Annotated in this window: 19 protein-coding genes; 8 read left to right on the top strand and 11 right to left on the bottom strand. The window is 43.9% G+C overall.

The genetic code is table 11. The features are described 5' to 3' along the window. Nucleotides 1-94 precede the first annotated feature (94 nt). The 8 genes from hisC to I3249_RS12265 form a co-directional block, all read right to left on the bottom strand. Nucleotides 95-1,228: a histidinol-phosphate transaminase gene (gene hisC, locus I3249_RS12300; RefSeq protein ID WP_238070154.1), complete on the bottom strand. Its 1,134-nt coding sequence runs from the start codon at nt 1,226-1,228 to the stop codon at nt 95-97. A 74-nt stretch (nt 1,229-1,302) separates the two neighbouring features. Further along, entirely contained in the window at nt 1,303-2,598 is a 1,296-nt protein-coding gene (hisD, locus tag I3249_RS12295; protein WP_238070153.1) for a histidinol dehydrogenase, read from the bottom strand. Between the two features lie 251 nt (nt 2,599-2,849). Next, a complete protein-coding gene (gene hisG, locus I3249_RS12290; RefSeq protein ID WP_057761746.1) occupies nt 2,850-3,542 on the bottom strand; it encodes an ATP phosphoribosyltransferase in 693 nt (230 codons plus the stop codon). A 94-nt stretch (nt 3,543-3,636) separates the two neighbouring features. Beyond that, nucleotides 3,637-4,905, bottom strand: coding sequence for a UDP-N-acetylglucosamine 1-carboxyvinyltransferase (murA, locus tag I3249_RS12285; RefSeq protein ID WP_114701832.1), 1,269 nt, complete (start codon nt 4,903-4,905; stop codon nt 3,637-3,639). Nucleotides 4,906-5,016: 111 nt separating this feature from the next. Continuing rightward, on the bottom strand, nt 5,017-5,268 hold the full coding sequence (locus I3249_RS12280) for a BolA/IbaG family iron-sulfur metabolism protein (RefSeq protein WP_102091608.1): 252 nt from the start codon (nt 5,266-5,268) through the stop codon (nt 5,017-5,019). A gap of 164 nt (nt 5,269-5,432) precedes the next feature. Next, nucleotides 5,433-6,428, bottom strand: a complete 996-nt coding sequence (locus I3249_RS12275; protein ID WP_238070152.1) for an alpha/beta hydrolase — start codon at nt 6,426-6,428, stop codon at nt 5,433-5,435. Between the two features lie 235 nt (nt 6,429-6,663). Further along, nucleotides 6,664-7,464, bottom strand: a complete 801-nt coding sequence (locus I3249_RS12270; protein WP_238070151.1) for a BON domain-containing protein — start codon at nt 7,462-7,464, stop codon at nt 6,664-6,666. Nucleotides 7,465-7,677: 213 nt separating this feature from the next. Further along, nucleotides 7,678-8,163, bottom strand: coding sequence for a YraN family protein (locus I3249_RS12265; protein ID WP_238070150.1), 486 nt, complete (start codon nt 8,161-8,163; stop codon nt 7,678-7,680). 143 nt (nt 8,164-8,306) lie between these two features. Between I3249_RS12265 and rsmI the strand changes: the two genes are divergently transcribed. Both rsmI and I3249_RS12255 read left to right on the top strand, forming a co-directional pair. Beyond that, entirely contained in the window at nt 8,307-9,263 is a 957-nt protein-coding gene (gene rsmI, locus I3249_RS12260; protein ID WP_238070149.1) for a 16S rRNA (cytidine(1402)-2'-O)-methyltransferase, read from the top strand. A gap of 54 nt (nt 9,264-9,317) precedes the next feature. Further along, nucleotides 9,318-10,337, top strand: a complete 1,020-nt coding sequence (locus tag I3249_RS12255; protein WP_238070148.1) for an adenosine kinase — start codon at nt 9,318-9,320, stop codon at nt 10,335-10,337. Between the two features lie 112 nt (nt 10,338-10,449). On the opposite strand, the gene I3249_RS12250 is transcribed toward I3249_RS12255, so the two are convergent. Continuing rightward, nucleotides 10,450-11,772, bottom strand: a complete 1,323-nt coding sequence (locus I3249_RS12250) for an aminotransferase class I/II-fold pyridoxal phosphate-dependent enzyme (protein WP_238070147.1) — start codon at nt 11,770-11,772, stop codon at nt 10,450-10,452. A 253-nt stretch (nt 11,773-12,025) separates the two neighbouring features. Further along, entirely contained in the window at nt 12,026-12,709 is a 684-nt protein-coding gene (nfuA, locus tag I3249_RS12245) for a Fe-S biogenesis protein NfuA (RefSeq protein WP_057761762.1), read from the bottom strand. A gap of 579 nt (nt 12,710-13,288) precedes the next feature. On the opposite strand from nfuA, the gene I3249_RS12240 reads away from it, so the two are divergent. The 4 genes from I3249_RS12240 (at nt 13,289) to I3249_RS12225 (ending at nt 17,946) form a co-directional block, all read left to right on the top strand. Beyond that, nucleotides 13,289-14,278 carry an alpha/beta fold hydrolase gene (locus I3249_RS12240; protein ID WP_238070146.1) on the top strand — a complete coding sequence of 330 codons (990 nt, stop codon included), beginning with the start codon at nt 13,289-13,291 and terminating at the stop codon, nt 14,276-14,278. A 139-nt stretch (nt 14,279-14,417) separates the two neighbouring features. Then, entirely contained in the window at nt 14,418-15,485 is a 1,068-nt protein-coding gene (locus tag I3249_RS12235) for a bifunctional nicotinamide-nucleotide adenylyltransferase/Nudix hydroxylase (RefSeq protein ID WP_201572692.1), read from the top strand. A gap of 209 nt (nt 15,486-15,694) precedes the next feature. Further along, the gene (locus I3249_RS12230) at nt 15,695-17,092 is read left to right on the top strand and encodes a nicotinate phosphoribosyltransferase (protein ID WP_238070145.1); all 1,398 of its coding nucleotides are present in this window, start codon (nt 15,695-15,697) and stop codon (nt 17,090-17,092) included. Continuing rightward, nucleotides 17,086-17,946 (top strand): SGNH/GDSL hydrolase family protein, encoded by an 861-nt coding sequence (locus I3249_RS12225; RefSeq protein WP_238070144.1) that lies wholly within the window; start codon nt 17,086-17,088, stop codon nt 17,944-17,946. The genes I3249_RS12230 and I3249_RS12225 overlap by 7 nt, the downstream gene beginning before the upstream one ends. 111 nt (nt 17,947-18,057) lie before the next feature. Here the strand turns inward: I3249_RS12225 and I3249_RS12220 are convergent, their stop codons facing one another. Then, nucleotides 18,058-18,336, bottom strand: coding sequence for a type B 50S ribosomal protein L31 (locus tag I3249_RS12220; RefSeq protein WP_057761772.1), 279 nt, complete (start codon nt 18,334-18,336; stop codon nt 18,058-18,060). 502 nt (nt 18,337-18,838) lie between these two features. On the opposite strand from I3249_RS12220, the gene I3249_RS12215 reads away from it, so the two are divergent. Then, a complete protein-coding gene (locus tag I3249_RS12215) occupies nt 18,839-19,423 on the top strand; it encodes a YceI family protein (RefSeq protein WP_179799475.1) in 585 nt (194 codons plus the stop codon). 232 nt (nt 19,424-19,655) lie between these two features. Then, entirely contained in the window at nt 19,656-20,747 is a 1,092-nt protein-coding gene (locus I3249_RS13155) for a GNAT family N-acetyltransferase (protein ID WP_238070143.1), read from the top strand. The last annotated feature ends 193 nt before the right edge of the window (nt 20,748-20,940 follow it).

Here is a 20,940-nt window from a genome sequence, read left to right as displayed (position 1 = left end):
TCTTGGTCGAAAACAATAGATTAGTGAGGTGCTCTTCTTTTTTCAATCACTTTCGAAGTTGAGAGTGGGGTTATATTAAGCTATCAATATAATTTTATTCAGCAACAACGCTAGCATCGACTTGCAAAGCTTTTAGCGCATCAATCAAACGCTCGTTCTGCTCTGCCGTACCGATAGTAATACGCAAGTACTCTGCAATACGCGGCTTATCAAAATGGCGAACGATAATGCCCTGCTCGCGTAACGCACTCGCGACAGCACTTGCATTGCCATATTTTGGACGAGCAAAAACAAAGTTGGCATGTGACGGTAGGACCTTATAGCCCAATGTCGTCAACTCTGCTGTTAGCGACGTACGTAAATCAATGACTTGCTGACGGGTTTGCTCAAAATAATCCACATCTAGCACACTTGCCGTCGCACCAGCTTGCGCTAACTTATCCAATGGGTAGCTATTGAAGCTATTTTTCATACGCGTCAATGCTTCAATCAACGAAGCACTACCAAAGGCCATCCCAACACGTAAACCAGCAAGTGACCGTGATTTTGAAAAGGTCTGCGTCACGATAACGTTGTCACACTCATTGATTAAGCTGACCGCTGAAACCTGAGCCTCTGGGTTACCTGATTCTATCTGAGCAAAATCAATATATGCCTCGTCAATTACAATCACGGCGTTAGAATGCTCGCTTGCTAGCTTACGGATATCAGCAAGTGATAAGAGCAAACCTGTTGGCGCATTCGGATTGGCAATGATGATACCGCTACAAGGCTGACGATAAGCATCAGGATCGATACTAAAATCGTCTTCTAATGGGATTTTGACGAGATGCACACCAAAAGTCTGCGCATAGACAGGATAAAAGCTGTAGCCAATATCAGGTGATAAAAGCGGACGCTCTTTTAGGAAAAAACTGGCAAATATAAGCGCCAAGACTTCATCTGAGCCATTACCAACAAACACTTGGCTGACATCAAGGTCATATGCTTGTGCCAGTGCAGCACGTAGGTCGTTGGATTCAGGTGCCGGATATAAACGCAGCTCTTGCGCTTGCTGAGTGAGTATCTTAGCGATTGCCTCCCCTACTTTTGGTGAGGGCGGAAACGGGTTTTCATTGGTGTTCAGTTTGCATAAATTGTCGTGCTGTGGCTGCTCACCCGGCACATAAGGTGACAAGTTGCGTGCTTTAGATGACCAAAGTCTGGTATCTATCTTTGACTCACTCATAAATTATCCTACTATTAGCCACAAAGACTATTAAAAATAAATATCAAAAGTAAAAGCTAAAAATTCAAAATCAATTACTGATAACGATAACGAGCTGAACGCGCATGGGCTTCTAAGTCCTCACGCTGCGCTAAAATATCAGCTGTCTCAGCCAAAGGCTTACTACCGGATTCACTGCAATAAATGATGGATGATTTCTTTTGAAAATCGTAAACGCCTAACGGCGAAGAAAAGCGCGCAGTGCCTGATGTGGGTAATACATGGTTCGGCCCTGCACAGTAATCCCCAATAGCTTCAGGCGTATGACGACCCATAAAGATAGCGCCGGCATGACGAATATCGTTTAACAGTGCGTCAGGATTATCAACAGATAACTCTAAATGCTCAGGGGCGATACGATTGATAAGTGCCATACCTTCGCTACGATCTTTTACTAAAATCAGTGCGCCGCGGTTCTGCAATGAGTCACGCGCGATATCTGCTTTTGGCAGTTCAGCCAGTGCTTTTTCTATTTCTAGCGCTACTTCGTTGAGCTGCTCTTCGCTAGTCGTCACAAAGATAGCTTGTGCAATACGATCATGCTCAGCTTGAGACAATAGATCCATCGCTAGCCAGTCTGCTCTATCTTGTGCTTCGCCTTCTGCATATACCAGTACTTCTGAAGGTCCAGCAATCATATCGATACCAACTTGACCAAATACCGCGCGTTTGGCTGCAGCGACATATTTGTTACCTGGTCCTGTGATTTTGTCCACGGCTGGAATCGTTTCAGTGCCGTAAGCTAAAGCTGCTACTGCTTGAGCACCACCAATAGTGAAGACGCGATCGACTTGGGCCAAATAAGCCGCTGCCAATACTAACGGATTGAGCACGCCTTTAGGCGCTGGTACGACCATGATAACTTCAGTGACGCCAGCTACCTTAGCAGGAATAGCATTCATCAATACTGACGATGGATAAGAAGCCAAACCACCCGGTACATAAATCCCAACGCGATCAAGTGGCGTGACTTTTTGACCCAATCGGTTGCCTAGCTCATCCTCATACTGCCATGTTTCTTGCACTTGGCGCTCATGGAATGTCTGTACCCGAGTCGCTGCTGTGGTCAACGCTGTCTTTACTTTTTCATCAAGATTGGCAAACGCTTCAGCAAGCGCTTCTTTAGACAGCTCTAACTCTTGCATCGACGTTGCTGGATGCTGATCAAACTGCTGAGTCAATGCCAATACAACGCTATCACCATCAGTACGTACTTGCGCGATGATATCATCGACGGTATGTAATAATTTAGCATCATTGACTGTTTCAAAGGCAAGCAACTGTGTCAATTGACTATCAAAATCGGCATCTTGGGTACTTAACTGGCGCATGACCTAATCCTATATCTGAGCGTAAAGTGGTGCTAAAAATGAACGGCTTGGAACTGAGTAAAGTAGGTTTGTACGGTAAGAGTATTGCGACTTATTCGATGTCTTCTTGTCTAAATTTTATGGTGTTTTTATGTTTTCGCAAGCTAAGACAACAAAACCAGTTTAGCACGCTACGTCACTCATAGCCTGCTAAACTGGTTTAAAAATTTGTATAACCATGCTTTATATTACCAATGACTTGCACTGGATAGTTAGCCATTGGCGATACTATTTTTAAAGCTATCTAAGATTGGTTCTAGTAATGCAAATTTGCGCTTATAGCTGACTTGATTGACGATCAGACGTGATGAAACATCACAAATATGATCGCGTGCTTCAAGTCCATTGGCGCGCAATGTGTTACCGGTGTCGACCACGTCGACGATCAAATCGCCCAAGCCGACCAATGGCGCAAGCTCCATCGAACCGTAAAGTTTGATGACATCGACTTGTTGACCTTGGCTTGCAAAATAAGCACGAGCGACATTGACATATTTGGTCGCGATACGCAGGCGACGATTTGGCAGCGGTGCATCTTTCACACCCGCAGTCATCAGTTTACACTGAGCAATCTGCAAATCGAGCAATTCATAAACATGATTGGCACCATGCTCAAGCAGCACATCTTTACCCGCCACCCCAAAGTCAGCAGCGCCATGTTCGACATAGGTCGGCACGTCACTGGCACGCAAAATCAATACACGCACATTTGGATTTGAGGTTGGAAAAATAAGTTTACGTGACGCTTCAGGATCTTCTAAAAGATCAACGCCAGCTGCACGTAGCAGTGGCATGGTCTCTTCTAGAATACGGCCTTTTGATAAAGCCAAGGTTAGACCTGAAAACTCATCGTTTACTTCGTTTAATAAACCGCTGGCTGGTAAAGATTTGCTTGTCTCAGTCATAATGACATCGTGTCCATGTGCAGTCCCCTACTGAAAGGGGAGTTTTTAATTTATAACGTAATATGGGTAACAGTCGATATCGAGTCAATCAATATTAAGCGTTGGTATTAATACGCTCGATGTTCACGCCTAAGCTACGCAGCTTGTCTTCAACATGCTCATAACCACGGTCGATGTGGTAGATACGGTCAATTAAGCTCTCACCTTCAGCAGTCGCCGCTGCCATTACCAATGACATAGACGCACGTAAATCAGTGGCCATCACTGGTGCTGCGGTAAAGTTTTCGACACCTCGTACTACCGCAGTGTGACCATCAACCTGAATAGACGCGCCCAAACGATTGAGCTCTGGTACATGCATATAGCGGTTTTCGAAGATATTTTCGATAAAAGTACTTGTACCGTCAGCTAAGCAAGCAATCGCCATTAGCTGAGCTTGCATATCCGTTGGGAAACCAGGATGTGGCTGAGTACGGATATCAACCGCCTTTGGGCGGCCTTTCATTTGTGCGCGAATCCAATCATCGCCGCTCGTAATAGTTGCACCCATGTCTTCGAACTTCTCTAACACTGGCGTCAATAATAGAGCAGATGTTTTTTTGGTCAATACGTCGCCACGTGTCATCAAGGCACCAGCAAGGTATGAACCCGTTTCGATACGGTCAGGAACCACTGAGTATTCACAGCCGTGTAGACGCTCTACCCCTTCGATGGTCATCGTTGATGTACCGATACCGCTTATTTTGGCACCCATTGCAACCAACATATTGGCCAAATCAACCACTTCTGGCTCTAACGCACAGTTGCCTAAGACAGTTGTACCTTTGGCCAATGCTGCTGCCATGATGACGTTTTCGGTACCGCCAACGGTAATCATATCAAATGAGAAATTACAGCCTAATAGCTTGCCACCTTTTGGTGCTTGGGCTTTTACATAGCCATTTTCCACACTGATTTCGGCACCCATCGCTTCAAACGCTTTTAGATGCTGATCAACAGGACGTGAACCAATCGCGCAGCCACCTGGCAATGAAACTTCAGCTTCGCCAAAACGTGCCAATAATGGCCCTAGTACCAAGATTGACGCGCGCATGGTTTTTACCAAATCATACGGAGCGTAAAAGTTATCGATACTCTTGGTATCGCAAGTGACCGTATCATCTTGCTTTTGGATTTTGATACCCATGCCACCGATCAATTCAATCAACGTTCGCACGTCTTGTAGTGACGGCACGTTATGCAGTGTCGTTGGAGTCTCAGCCAATATCATAGCTGCGAGTAACGGCAAAGCGGCATTTTTGGCGCCTGAGATGGTGACTTCCCCTGCGATACGACTACTACCAGTGATTAAAAATTGATCCATAAAGGTGACAACCTAGCGATGAGTATAGAAAATTATGAAAACCAGAACTACAACTCTCAACCATGCATATGGCCGATTCAGTAATATCTAGTCATATAGACAGCTATTTGATTAGCCTTTTGATTGAACGTCCCACTCAGCAGGCGTCAGCGCTTGGATATTGAGTGCGTGAATATCGCCACTCGCAATCTTGTCATTAACTAACGCATATACTGCTTGCTGACGTTGAACCGCGCGTTTGCCTTCAAAGCTGGCATCGACCACGCGTACGTCAAACTTATTACCTTGGTTGGCAGCTTGAATAAAAGCGTCTGGGAAGTGAGTCTGTAAAAATGCGATCAAATCGTCAGCGTTCATGCTCATAGAATGGTCTGCCTTAAAGTTTAGAATAGGGTATAGATTTAAAGTGATGACATTATAACAAGAGTTTGCATATCTTACAGTACTGTCTTACTCAAGTGTGTTTAAGCATTAAGACAGTGCTATCAATTAAACGGTCAAAAGTCGTCGATATGCATAGTGATAAGCTATTTGAGCGTTTTATCCAAGTAGGTCAATACTTGCGCACGCACATCATTGACCCAGCGTAGCGGCGGTGCCATCGCGCCAATACTGGTTGCATGACTGGCCCCTTCGATTTCGCCCGTTTCAACGGTTACGCCTGCTTTTTTAAACGCTTCTGTCATTTTGATTGTATTAGTCACATGTACAATTTTGTCTTTTTCTGCGGTTAATAATAAATACGGTGGCTGCGCGCCTTTAATCTGGCGATCTGGCATCACCTCATCAGGTGTGGCATTGGGGCCAAACGCCGTTGCACTACTGAACTTGCGGAAATCATAGCTATAAGGACCCGCAATTCCGATAACGGCTGCAATATCTGTTGGCTTAATACCATAAGGCGCCAAAAAGTCTTCGTTGGCAACGGCTGCAACGGCATTAAACGCGCCAGCAGAATGCCCCATCACTGCTAGGCGTGACGGATCTGCATGGAGACTGGTCGCATTTTCAATACTCCAAGCAATTGCTTGAGCCGCATCTTTAACATAATCAGGATAGACGTGCTCAGGTGCTTTACGGTAATTAATCACTGCGGTGACATACCCTGCTTTGGCTAAGCTCTGACCGACAAAGGCGTATTGTCCTTTATTGCCGCTCTCCCATGAACCGCCGTGAACAAATACCACCATAGGATAGCTAGTATTGATAGTACTCTGAGATTTCATTGCTTGTGCTAGCGGTTTTGGATAATAGATATCTAGGTCTTGTGAAGGCTGATCACCATATAAGATATCCTTACTTACCCCAACGCCACCGCTAGAAGTAATGCCATTGACGATAGCTAACGGTGATAATGCCTGTGCGTTTTGCGTGGCTAACGCGATACTGCCCAATGCCAATATTGCCGCACCACCAAATCTCAACGTTCGTGTTTTCTTATGAGAAGGCTTGTTATGTAGTCCTACATTACTAATGACGCTTGTTTCTTCATTTGGTTGTATATTTGCCTGTGAATCCTTCATGACCAGTATCCTATTATATTTATTTATCAATAAGTAGTAACATGCTAACAGCGATAATGTATCATCCACTAACCAATGATGTTTTGATATTAGTATCATTGACTAACACGCTGACTCTGCTACCTTTTGCTATTGATATAGTAACCACTGGCTGAAGATTTCTCGTGCCTTTACTGTTATTACTATTTAGGCTTATTGTGATTAACGTCATTTATCGCATGGCGAACTAGAGTGCCTACTGGTTCTGATAAAGGTCAATATAAGGGCTTGAAGACGGCTGAGCAGTAGTGGCCTCTTCTTCTGTTATGACAATAGGCGTTGCCGTGCTGATAGTAGTATCTTGGGCAGCTGGCGCTACTGCAGGATTGGCCAAATTATTCTCATACATGATGTCATCATTATTTATTTTGACACCTCTATCGTCAACGACAGTTGTCAGCAATACCAACTCAGTGACTCCAACAGTACCATTGGCGATATCAATCAAGTGACTCTGCTGAGTAGGTGTCATACGACCCATAATGTAGACCACACCATTATTGGTAACGGCTTTAATCTGTGACGCACTCACACCATCGCTGGCGGCTATTTTGGCCAGCAGCTTTGAAGTGATATAACCATCATGAACCGTTGAGCTATACCCTTTTGACGCACTCACTTCCATCTCATTGTAGACACGGCGTACATCTGGCATAGAGCTAACGACTTTTTCTACTTCTGCTTTGAGCGTTTCAGTTGGCACTTCACCTGTGAGCAGTACTTCGCTGTTGAAGCTATCGATACCCATACGGCTGGTTTGCTGCAGGTCTTCTTTTAACCCGTATACATTGATTTTGGCAGTATGTTCAATACTACGATCGAGCAGACGCTGCGGAATCGTGCGCTCAGTCATTGGCACACCATAAGTCCCTTCTGTACTGTTGGTCAGATAGTTGGTGGCACAACCTGTACTGACAACGCAGGCAGCAATCATAATGCCAGTCGTAATACGGCGTGATGAACCAAAAATAGCAGTGCGCAAATGCATCCGTGTCATTATTTACCTCTTAGAACATGGTTGTGACAATTTTATAAGTAGTGACGAGCTAAACGTAGCGGTAAGATAATACTGTATCTGATTTATAGAGAGTTGACTATAACCGCTACTTTACTTAATTTTGGTCATCAGCGGTTAGCTTTTTAGTAACGAACCTTACTTGTCAGATGTGGTTAAATGCTTCATTTGGCAGCATCTATCTTATTTACTCTATTACCATGCACTGGCTATAAAAGCATTTTGAATCCATTCTGGTTGATGGTCTAACTCCTCATTTCTTGAATTTAACTTACTCATCGTATTGTAAGCAATAACATCAAACCGGCAGTCATAATGAGCATACTCAGGATACTGCTGCAAAAAGGACTGCGCTGTCTTAATAACTTTGCGCTGTTTGCTGGCTGTCACACTGAGTGCTGCATCGCCATAATTCGAGGACTTGCGCTGGCGAACTTCAATAAATACTAGTGTTGACCATGCTAAACCTGTCTCAATCATGACCAGATCCAACTCACCTACTTTTGGCTTTTGCCAATTTTTTGCGACCAACCTCAACCCTTGCGCTTGTAAATACTCACACGCTTGCTGCTCAAACAGGCTGCCTTGGCGTTGTTTTGGTGAGGTTAAGATCAAGGGCTTATGATTAGGCATAAGGTGAATTGGTCTGATTAACATTTGAGAATTATCATAGCACAACATGCTAAACTAGCCACTTCTGCGCACTCTACTCTCACAATCTGTCGATTTCTTCACTCATTATTTGACTGAAAAACTATAGATAAAGACTGTATATACTAGCGCACTATTATTTTCTAACGTCTTTTTAACGACCCGAGGTTTTCATGTCTACCCCTACTGCGATGCCAGCTTGTCTCTATATCGTTGCCACGCCGATTGGTAATATGTCCGACATGACTTCGCACGCAATTGATGTCTTAAAGCAGGTCGCCATCATTGCCTGTGAAGACACCCGCACCTCAGGTAAACTACTGTCACATTTTGGCATCGATACCAAAGGCAGTAAGGCTGACGAGACAAAAGACTCAGAGACTCGTCCTGCCAAAAGCAGTATCGAAAATAATGACACGACCACAAAGCAAAAAGGTCACAATAAGCTATGGGCCTACCACGAACATAATAGCGCCATTCAAACGCCCAAAATTATCGAAATGATTAAGCAAGGTCATTCGGTTGCCTTGATTAGTGATGCAGGTACACCTCTAGTCAGCGATCCAGGTTATCAACTGGTGCAAGCCGCGCATGAAGCTGGCGTGACCGTATCACCTATCGTTGGGGCTTCTGCTGCAATTGGTGCATTGTCAGTAGCAGGATTGCCTTCTGATCGATTTAGTTTTATTGGGTTTTTGCCCGCCAAAACCCATGGTCGTCAAAAACAGCTGATCGATCTAATCGCACGTACTGAAACTTTAATCTTTTATGAAGCGCCGCATCGTATCGTAGCTAGTCTAGAAGACATGGCAACGATATTTGGTGCAGACCGCGCAGTGACTTTTTGCCGTGAATTAACTAAAACCTTTGAAACGGTACACAAGAGCACCCTTGGCGAGTTGGTTGAGTTTGTTAAAGCAGATGATAACCAGCAGCGCGGCGAGATAGTCGTGGTCGTCGCTGGCGTCGGTGTGGCAAAAGATACTGACGACATCAGTACGCATGATAAATTGCTACAGCGTTTGCTAGAGGATTTGTCAGTCAAGAAAGCGGCCGCACTGGCCTCTGATATCACTGGTGTGAAAAAAAATGCACTTTATCAGCGTCTACTAGAGTTGCAAGCAGACTAGTTTTTAATAATAAGAAAGACAACTGTTTATAAATAAATTGAGGAGAAATAATCAATGTACGATGTAATGGCAATAGGCAATGCGTTGGTTGATCACGAGTATGTGCTATCAGATGCGGCACTAGAAGAGACTGAGCTGACCAAAGGTAATATGACGCTGGCTGGTATTGAAGAGCAGCAGCAACTACTGGCTTATTTTAAGCTGGCTGAGATTGAGCCATCAAAACAAGCAGGCGGCGGATCAGCAGCCAATACTATGTTTACCTTTGCCAGCTTAGGCGGTAAGCCTTTTTATGCTTGCCGCGTCGGTGATGATGATCAAGGGGCATTTTATCTCAGAGACTTGCACGAAGCAGGTGTCGCAACCTCAGACAAATCTATCCATGCAGGCGGTGTGACCGGCTCATGTGTGGTTGCCGTTACTGAAGATGGCGAACGCACCATGCAGACTTATCTTGGCACCTCAAGTGAGATTGTCGCTGACAATGTTGATTTTGACGCATTGACGCAAGCAGATTGGCTATATATCGAAGGCTATCTGGCGATGTCTGAGAGCATCCAACCAGCGATGACTCAATTACGTCAACAAGCCGGCATTCATAATGCAAAAATTGCGGTGAGCTTTGCTGACCCTGCGGTAGTAAAATTTGCCAAAGATGGCTTGCTTAATATGCTCGGCAACAAAGTCGCTGTGATATTCTGCAATAGCGAAGAAGCTAGACTGTTTACAGATAAAAAACAAGTCAAAGCAGCAGCGCGTGCCCTGCTTGAATATTGCCAAATTGCCGTCGTCACTGATGGTGCCAATGGTGCGGTCATCGCCCACCAGCCTACTGACGAAGCAAAAGTTGAAGTGTATGACGTTGCAACGCCAGCAGTGGCTAACGTCATCGATACCAATGGTGCAGGCGATAACTACGCTGGTGCTTTCTTATATGCATTATCGCAGCAGTATAGTCTGCCAGAATGCGGTCGTCTTGCCAGCGAAATATCAGCACAAGTTATTCAGCAGTTTGGACCGCGTCTTGCTTCGCAGGATTATCGAGATATCGCGCAGCGTGTACTGTCTGCTTAATCGTTAAACACACCTGTTGGACGCAAAACAAAAAGCCCATATCGATTTGATATGGGCTTTTTTTATATTAGACCTGCTTAAACAGTTTGCTCAATTTAATAAGCGCTTGTTATTAAGCAGAAGCTAGTGCTTGCGCGAGATCGGCTTTGATATCTTCGATATGTTCAATACCAATCGACAGTCGTACCATATCTGTACTAACGCCTGCATTTTCTAGCTCTTGCTCATTTAACTGACGATGGGTCGTCGTCGCTGGATGACAGGCTAGTGACTTTGCATCACCGATATTTACCAGACGAGTAATCAGTTGCAGCGCATCGATAAAGCGCGCACCAGCTTCTAGTCCACCTTTAACACCAAAAGTTAAAATAGCAGAAGGCGTGCCTTTCATGTATTTTTTGGCAAGCTCGTGCTCAGGATGGTCAGACAGACCTGCGTATTTCACCCACGCAACTTTGTTATGGTCACGCAGATATTCTGCAACGGCTTGTGCATTTTGCACGTGACGCTCCATACGTAGACTTAGTGTTTCCATACCTTGCAAGATACCAAAGGCATTTAGCGGGCTGAGTGCTGCGCCAGTGTTACGTAGTGGTGCAACGCGAGCACGGGCAATAAAGGCTGGCGCGCCTACGTCTTTGACGAAATTTACCCCATGATAGCTGTGATCTGGCGTGTTCAAGAGTGGGAAACGCTCAGGATAATCACCCCAAGCAAACTTGCCACTATCGACAATTGCACCACCGATTGACGTCCCCGTACCACTCATGTACTTGGTCAATGAGTGAATCACAATATCTGCACCAAACTCAAACGGACGGCATATCGCTGGCGTCGCCACCGTATTATCAATCACGACAGGTACGCCGTATTCATGGGCGACATCACTGAGCGCTTGAATATCAACGATATTACCTAGTGGATTACCGATACTCTCTGCAAACACCATTTTGGTCTTATCATCGATTAGATCACGAATGGCTTCTGGGTCTTTATGATCGAAGAAGCGCACTTCGATACCTTGACGCGGCAATGCATGGGCAAATAAATTGTAAGTACCACCATATAGCGTTGATACGGCGACGATATTGTCGCCTGCTTCACAAATGGTCTGAATTGCATAAGTGATGGCAGCCATACCAGAGGCTACGGCAAGCGCACCGATACCACCTTCTAGTGCAGCCACACGCTCTTCTAGCACCGCGTTGGTCGGATTCATGATACGAGTATAGATATTGCCTGCGACCTTTAAATCAAACAGATCTGCACCATGCTGAGTATTATCAAACGCATATGAACTGGTATGATAAATAGGCACGGCGACTGCTTTGGTCGTTGGCTCTACACTATAGCCGGCATGAATCGCTAAGGTCTCAAGACGTTGAGGGGTTTCTAATTGTTGGGCTGTTTGCTGGTCTGCTGATCCGTCACTCATAGTACATTCCTTTATTTTGATAAAAGATGATTTGTTGACGACGTATCGCCCAAAGTCACCTTAAAAAACTGTCTGCTAAATCATAGCAATAAAAAAAGCTGAGTTCATCATAACTCAGCTTCTTTATTAAAAGAATAGCAAAATACTCATCTCTTCATGACAAATATTCATAAGCAGCAAACCAAACAGGCATATCTATACTAGAGATATGGCCACCTTTATAGCAGCCAATTGCTTTTAACTATTTTTCATTTTATTTGTAGTAAGCATTCTCTGTACGAGTATGATCAGTCTCGTCAACCACTTGGGTCAATTCTGGAATCTGCTGTTTCAGCTGCACTTCAACGCCTTGGCGTAAAGTCATATCAACCGCTGAACACCCTTGGCAACCACCGCCAAATTTCAATACAGCGGTTAAACCAATGCCTTCTTCATCAATCAGTTCAAGCAACTGTACGTCACCGCCATGCGCTGCCAAGCCAGGGTTAATCTCTGACTGCAATACATAGTTGATACGCTCTTCGACACTGGCATCAGCGCCTACTTTAGGTACTTTAGAGTTTGGTGCACGGAAAGTCAGCTGACCACCGAAACGGTCTTTATTATAATCGATGACCGCATCTTCTAGATAAGGTACTGACGCCGCCTCAATAAATGCAGAGAAGTTTTCATACGTAAAACGCAAGTCAGCGCTGTCTTCTTCGCCCGGTTGGTTATAAGCCATGCAGCACTCTGCGCGCGGCGTACCAGGATGCTCAACGAAAATACGCACACCGATACCATCGGTATCTTGCTTAGATAACAAATCTGCTAAGTAGCCTTGAGCTGACTCAGTGATAGTGATGTTGCTTTTTGCTTCAACTTGCTCGGTATCTAGGGCTGATTCATAGCCAGCAGTTTGGTCTAGTTGGTTATCAGCTTGGTTTTGCTCACTCATAATGTTTCCTATGCGTTATGACACAAACGCTATATCTATTATGGCTACTGTGTCGTGAATTTGGATTTTTAAAATGTTTACGATTTATATAAGGCATGCAGACTGGCAATGATATTTATTATTGTATGAGATTGGCCGACATGAGTATAAAGTTTAATCCGTCTATAGCAGTTATTATACCTGAATCAAACATCAATTCCGACCACGCTACTGTGAATTGAAGAGCGACCATTGTAAATGGTCGTCATTGGTTTTTTTAATGATACTAACAGGTGGTAAAGCAACTTCATATTTAAACCATGACAGATAAACACGCTGAATGATTGTGTTGGCTGCCAAGTTATTCTCTATATAAAGACAGCGGTACCATTTATCAAGCGCACTCAGCATTTTCGATATGCCATACCGTTCACATCTAGTCCGAGCAAGTCATCTGGTTTTGACGTAGTATTGATAATTTGAATTATTTTGCGCAGTAGCGTTATAAGCATGGTAGCTTTTAATCGCCTTGTATAATTATCAGCTTGTATAAATATCGACTTGTATAAAGATTACGTATTTTTTGGATAGGATCATTTTATGATGACACGGACGTTGCACCTAGTAACTACCAAGGACGATGAGCAAATTGCCGTTTGGAAAGTAGTTGATAATTCAGAAGAAGATACGATAGCTAACACATCAGAAAACAGCCTACCTAACATCACACCGCAAAACATATTTTTGACGCATGGTACGTTTTCTGACAAGCAAACTTGCCTCAAAATCGCCGAATATTTTGCAGGGCTTGGTCATCATTGCTACATCATGGAATGGCGCGGGCATGGTAATAGCTCGCTACCGAAAGAAAAATTCAACTTTGAGACCGTCGCCACTTATGACTATGAAGCGACTTTTCGCTATTTCTTTGAAGAATTAAAACTCGATAATCTACATTGCGTCACTCATAGTGGTGGCGGTGTTGGTTTGACCATGTTTCTTGTCCAAAACCCAAGCTATATCGATAAGGTCAATAGCATCAGTATGTTTGCCTGCCAAGCTTTTGGTGCAGTAAAAGACTCGACCAGCTATGCGAAAATCCTTACAGCCAAGATAGTTACTCGATTGGTCGGCTTTATACCCGCTAAGCAGTTCAAGGTAGGCCCTTTTAACGAGAGCTACTATACGATGACCCAGTGGTACGATTGGAATTTGGGTAAAAACTTTAAAAGTAGTTTTTTGAAAAAGGCTAATTTTGATAAAGGCAGGACAAATACAGAAGAAATGAACGAAAGCATTAATCAGCAGAAAAGTACTGGCGATGACTTTATCGACTATCGTCATCATATGCCACAGATTACCATTCCTGTTTATTCTATCAGTGCGAAAGGCGATACTTTCATCTCCCCTACTCGTGGCTGTCGTTTGTTTTTTGATAGCTTTGATAATTCAACTAATATCTTTCGAGAGTACTCGCTCAGTAACGGCGATTTAGATGACTATACGCACAGTCGCATCATGATCAGTCGCAATGCTGCCACAGAGATTTGGCCAACGGTGACGGCATGGATAGAGAAGTATGCCAGTTAAAGTAGAGATTTCGTTTGGATGATTTCGATAATGACACACCCCTAAACATCTTTATACTTGTCAGAAAGTCATGGGCTGTGTCAGTATTAGCGTCATTAATTTTTAATCAATAAAAATAAGTCGTAGGAAGTTGGCGTCTATGAGTGAATTATCAGAGCAACAGTCAGATAAGCAAAACCTAGATCAGAAAAGCAGTAAACACTATCGTTATCTAGTCTTTATCGGACGCTTTCAGCCGTTTCATGCTGGGCACAAAGCCGTCATCGATGAGGCATTAAAACGCTCAGATGAAGTGATTATGCTGATCGGCTCAGCCAACTTGCCACGTAGCTTACGCAATCCATTTAGCGTCGCTGAGCGTGCCGCAATGATTAAAGGCGCCTACTCTGAAGAAGAAGCCGCACGCATTCACTGTGTTGGCTTAGATGACGCACTCTACAATGACACTCGCTGGCTACAGTATGTGCAGGCAGGCGTGAAATCTGTCACTGGCGACTTGCAGACTGACATTGGCTTGATTGGTCATTCGAAAGACAGCTCATCGTACTATCTGTCATTGTTCCCCAACTGGGACTCTGTGTCAGTACCCAATTATCATAACTTATCAGCCACGCCGATTCGCGACAGCTATCTGATGGGTGCCACGCCGACGCCCGAGCGTACGCCTGAGTCTACGCGCAATGTCCTCGATGCATTCAAACAAACTGAAGACTATCATCAGCTGCATGAAGAAGCAGACTTTATTGATAAGTATAAAAGACAATGGGAATCAGCACCATATCCTCCTACCTTTATGACAGCCGATGCATTGATTGTACAGTCTGGCCATATCTTACTGGTTGAGCGACGCAGTATGCCAGGTCGTGGACTCTGGGCGCTGCCAGGTGGATTTCTAAATCCAAAAGAAACGCTGTTTGATGCTTGTATCCGTGAGCTACGTGAAGAGACTCGCCTCAAGGTGCCTGAGCCAGTACTGCGCGGCTCTTGCCATAGTCAACATACCTTTGATGACCCGTATCGCTCAGCGCGTGGTCGCACCATTACTCAAGCGTTTTATTTTCAGCTCAAAAACGATCCAAAAGGTCTGCCAAAAGTAAAAGGTGGCGATGATGCGACCAAGGCATTTTGGTTACCATTGGCGGAGCTCGATGCCAAAATGATGTTTGAAGATCACTATGCGATTATTACTAAAATGGTCGGCTTGTAGTTCGCTGCTAATCGCTTTTCTAGTAGCTTTCTTTAATAGTCTTTTTTAGCAGCTTTTTTTAATAGCTACTTGAGCAAATTATTATCAAAACAGCTATTACTAAATATCGTATTAACAATTTGATACCAATGCCGATAGACGGCAATCAACCACCGCCACTGTTTTTTTATTAAAGCAGCTGCGGCATTTCAAAGCAGAGGAGTTCTGTGATGTATACCAGTAATCTAAACAATTTAATCTTAAATAGTGACAGCTATAAGACCTCACATTGGGTGCAATACCCGAGCAGTAGTGAGTATCTGTCAAGCTACATTGAAGCGCGCAAAGGCGACTACGATGTGGTGTTCTTTGGCTTGCAAGCATTCATCAAAGAGTACTTAAGCACGCCTATTACTCATCAAGATATCGATGAAGCCGAAAAGGTGATTCAAGCGCATGGCCTAACCTTCAATCGTGCTGGTTGGGAGCATTTAATTGAAAAACACGACGGCTACTTGCCACTACGTATCCAAGCCGTAGCAGAAGGCAGTATCGTGCCCGTGTCCAATGTAGTCTGCCAAGTGATCAATACCGATCCTGAGTTTTACTGGCTACCCAGCTATATCGAAACAGCGCTATTGCGTGCGATTTGGTACCCATCAACGGTCGCTAGCGTCTCACGTTACTGCAAAGACATCATCCGTCAGGCTCTAGAGAAGTCAGCAGACAACACAGAGTCGCTGCCTTTTCGCCTGCATGATTTTGGTGCGCGCGGTGCCTCAAGCCAAGAGAGTGTGGCACTCGGTAGTTTGGCACATTTGGTCAACTTTGCTGGTACGGATTCGATGACCGCGCTGGTTGCTGCCAGTCGTTGGTATCAGATGGGTAAAGACATGCCCGCGTTTTCGATTCCAGCGGCTGAGCACAGCACCATGACAGCATGGGGACGTGATGGAGAGACCGCTGCATTTGCCAATATGATTGAACAGTTTGGTGGCACAGACAAAGCGTTTTCGGTCGTCTCTGACAGCTATGACTTATGGAACGCGATTGATAATATCTGGGGCGATACCTTAAAAGAAGACGTCAAAAACATGGGTGGTACGCTCGTCATTCGTCCAGATAGTGGCGAGCCTACTAAAGTCGTCCGTGAAGCGTTAGAGCGCTTGGCGGTGAAGTTCGGTACGACCGTAAACAGCAAGGGCTATAAAGTGCTGCCCGACTACGTACGCATCATCCAAGGTGATGGCATCAGCTCGCAAAGCTTAAGCAAAATTATTGACGTAGTAATCAAAGCGGGCTTCAGTATAGAAAACGTGACGTTTGGTATGGGCGGTGGTCTATTGCAGCAAGTCAACCGCGACACCATGAGTTGGGCCATGAAATCTAGCGCTATCTCTATCAATGGCGCATGGAAGGATATTTATAAAGATCCTGTCACCAGTCGCTCAAAACGCTCGAAAAAAGGACGATTGGCACTGGTAAAAGACGACAGCGGCCAGCTAACAACCATAAAAGAAAATCAGATAGGCGACCCAACTGATAATTTATTACGTGATGTCTACGTCGATGGTCAATTGTTAATTGAAGATAGTCTCACGACTATTAGGGAACGTGCAGGATGGTAGATACTAGTAAGCTGACATCGGTCGCAAAGGACGTTTTACTTGCCCCCGTCTACCTCTATCAAGGTCGCAAAATCAAGCGTGATACAGTCCGCTTGCCTGAACCACATGGTGAAAGGCACGGTGTGATTGAGCTGCCTCAATCGAATAATGAGGTATCAACGCAAGACACTAAGACATTTAACCTTATGGTCGTTGGCGATTCAGCAGCAGCAGGCGTGGGTAGCCAGACCCAGCAAGAAGCGTTGGTCGGTAAGCTCATTCCGATACTGGAACAAAACGAAGCTATCCAAGCAAACTTTGCTCGACTTAACTGGTCATTGCAAGCGACAACAGGTCATACTAGCTTTGATATTCTACGCAGGTTATATGTCTTACCTGCTCCTGAACAGCCTATTGATGTGATGTTGCTAAGCGTAGGGGTCAATGACACGACGTCCAATGTCTCTGTGCATAAATGGCAACAGCAAATTGAAGACATTATCAATATCGCACAGCGCAAATTTGGCGTACGAGAACTGGTTTTTTTAAGTTTGCCGCCGATGGCGCAAATGCCTGCAATTCCTGCTCCGCTCAATAACTTTGTGGGTGCAAAAGCATCGGTACTTGATGAGATATTACAGCAGGTCTGTGCGGCTCATGCTGGTGTTACCTATATGGCAACCGATTTTACACGGATGCTAGAGGAGCATGCAAATGGCTCGGCTATCGATATCAATGTGATGTTTGCCAGTGATGGCTTTCATCCTAGCAGTCTGATGTACGGCTATTGGGCGCAGCAAATCGTAGAAACCATTATTCAGTTACTAGATTCTATTCAGTTATTGGACTCATCTACTACTGAGTTTGAGCGCTAAATAGACTGTTAGCTTTATTTTTAGATCATAAAAAATTAAGCAATAAAAAACCGCTGAATAATCAGCGGTTTTTTATTGCTTAACGAAATATATTTACACCATAAGTGCAAATTATTCAGCAGCGTCTGCAGCTTTCTTGCTACGGCCACCAAATGCGCCAAAGCGTTTGTTGAAGCTTGCAACACGACCTTCAGTAGAAGTTTTACGTTGCTCACCAGTATAGAATGGATGCGACGCACTTGAGATATCAAGTGGGTAGTATGGGTATTCTTTACCTTCGTATTCACGAGTCGCTTTAGTCTTAGCAGTTGAGCGAGTCAAAAAGAACACGTCAGCGTTAGTGTCGTGGAACAAAACTTCTTGGTAATTAGGATGGATATCTTTACGCATAATATACTCTCTAGGTCCGATGTATGTACAACGTCTAAATACAACACCATCGATGATGTATCAAACAAATAATGACATACGTAACTGAGGCACTAAGGACATTACAAGTATGGCAACTGCGTCACTGGCTTATTCCAGCACCCAACACCACCCTTCTGTTCGCTTAGCCTTTCCCCAGCGGGAAAATTAAACCGCGATTTTAACGGTTTTTGACGTAAGACGCAAGGAGCAGTTGTGATAGAGATATGTGATAAGTTGTCAATAATAGAGAAATAGTGTTGAGATGTATGAGTTAACCCAGTACAATGTTTTGGTTAGATATATTAATCAATTACATTTTTATATGTAGTTAATCTAACCAAATATAGGTTGGCTGCGCTATTTATTTATCGCAACTCTAGGACACATAGCTACAATATATTTACTCATTTTTTACAAAAAATGTTTTCTTCTTTGTTCATCGGCGAGCACCAATACCCTAATACTATGTAAGGACTATTCAATGAAAACCACTACAAAAGCCCTATTGATCAGCTCAATACTTTCTATCACTACCATGGCAAGCGCTGCACTGCCGACTCAGTGGCAACTAGATAACTCTCACACTCGTGTCGGTTTCTCAGTTGATCACATGGGATTTTCTACGGTCATGGGACACTTTAGCGATGTAGACGGTACCGTTAAATTTGATCTAAAGAACCCTAACCAAACCCAGCTGAACTTTGTCATTGATACAGACAGTATCGATACTGCTTGGGCTGCCCGTGACAAACATTTAAAAACGGAAGAGTTCTTTAACGTTAAAAAATACCCTACTATGAGCTTTAAATCTACTCAGGTTAATTTTGTAAATCCGCAGCAAGCAAAAGTAACTGGGGACTTTACTTTACTGGGTCAAACCAAGCCGCTAACTCTTAATTTAACGCTGAACAAAATCGATAACAGCCCTCTGACCAAAGAGCCAGTCGTTGGCTTCCGTGCTACTGGCACTATAGACCGTGCAGCTTATGGTATGACAGCCTACTCTGCTGGCATTACGACCAATGTTCCTATTCAAATTGATGGTGAACTGGTAGAAAAGAAATAACTGTAAGCTTATAGCTCTCTAATAGCTTTCGACCAGAACGAGAAAAGCAGCCTATCCTCATTTATAGAGGCAGGCTGCTTTTTTATTTCCTATAGATTCGTCTACGCTCTAATCCTATATATTCATTATTTTACATAAAAGGTTTTTATATACTTGAAGGCTTCATATTTTGTTTTTATATTCGTATATACGGATTTACGAATATATAACGCAACACTGAGGGAGCAGCAACGTGGATACAGTACAAGTTGATTACATAGCGATAGATGCTGAGTGGGATAAGAAGGTATCAAATCATCATTTTGATATATACCACTTATCTGGTTGGATTGCGGCCTCAGCTGTCATCGACAAGGGCAAACCTCAAGGCATCATCGCTCACTATAAAAACAAGGAAGTATTGTTACCTATTATAGTTAGAGACATTGACTCAGAGCACTGGGATGCTACTTCCACTTATGGTTACGGTGGTCCGTTGATGGACAAAACCCTCACCGATGCTGAGTTAGACATCATACTGGATGAGATAAGAGCTTTTCTTTGCGAGAGAGGCTGCGTGTCTTTGTTTATGCGGTTGCATCCGATTATTAATAAAGAATGGATACCTACAGTTGGCAAAGCACTGACTCACGGGCTGACCTTGATGTCTGATTTAAGTAAGTCTGAAGAAGAGCATTGGAGCGAAACACAAAATCGACATCGCCGCGGTATCAAAAAAGCCGTAAAAATGGATGTCGTGACAAAAACAGAATTCTTGACCCGGCAGAACGCGATGGTGTTTTCAGACATTTATAAAGAAACAATGCGAAACGTCAAGGCCAGTGATTATTACTTCTTTGATGATGATTATTTTTTTAATTTGCTTGAAAACCTTCAAGAAAAAATACTGTTGATAACCGCCTATCAAGACGATAAACCAATCGGGTCTTCTATATATACGCTCTGCCAAGAGTCAGGCATTATGCAGTTCCATCTTGGCGGTACGCTGAACGCCTATACGCACGTACAACCTTCTAAACTTATCACTCATGTCGCTCGCAATTGGGGACGAGAGAACCGTTATGAAGTGCTACATCTTGGTGGCGGCGTTGGTTCCAATTTAGACTCTTTATATGAATATAATAAAGGCTTTAGCTCGCAAGAGTTGCTATTTAAGACTTATAGACTCATCGTCAATACAGTGAAATATACAGAGTTAGTGGCGGATATCTGGTTCACGGAAAGTGATCTGCTTTCAGACTTTTTTCCTTTGTATAGAAAAGAGCCTAGCAAAGAAGAAGTGTTAGAGACCATTCAGGTTGAACCTTTAGCAAAGGTGACATAGGACAGATTGCATCTAATAATAGAGAATATATACAAGGTAGTATTTTCGATAATGGACAATAGAACCAAGCAAATAAAAAGCAGCCTACCTCTATAGAGGACGGGCCGCTTTTTGTTGGGAGTTTCCTAAAAACTGTGTAACTGCTTATAATCCACTAACAGGAGAATAAGCAATGACTAACCAAACTGACATC

Origin of the sequence: Psychrobacter sp. Ps1, from assembly GCF_022129425.1 — a bacterium.
Lineage (GTDB): Bacteria > Pseudomonadota > Gammaproteobacteria > Pseudomonadales > Moraxellaceae > Psychrobacter.
Note: the sequence above shows the minus strand (reverse complement) of the source record. Positions and strands in the feature narration are given on the sequence as shown.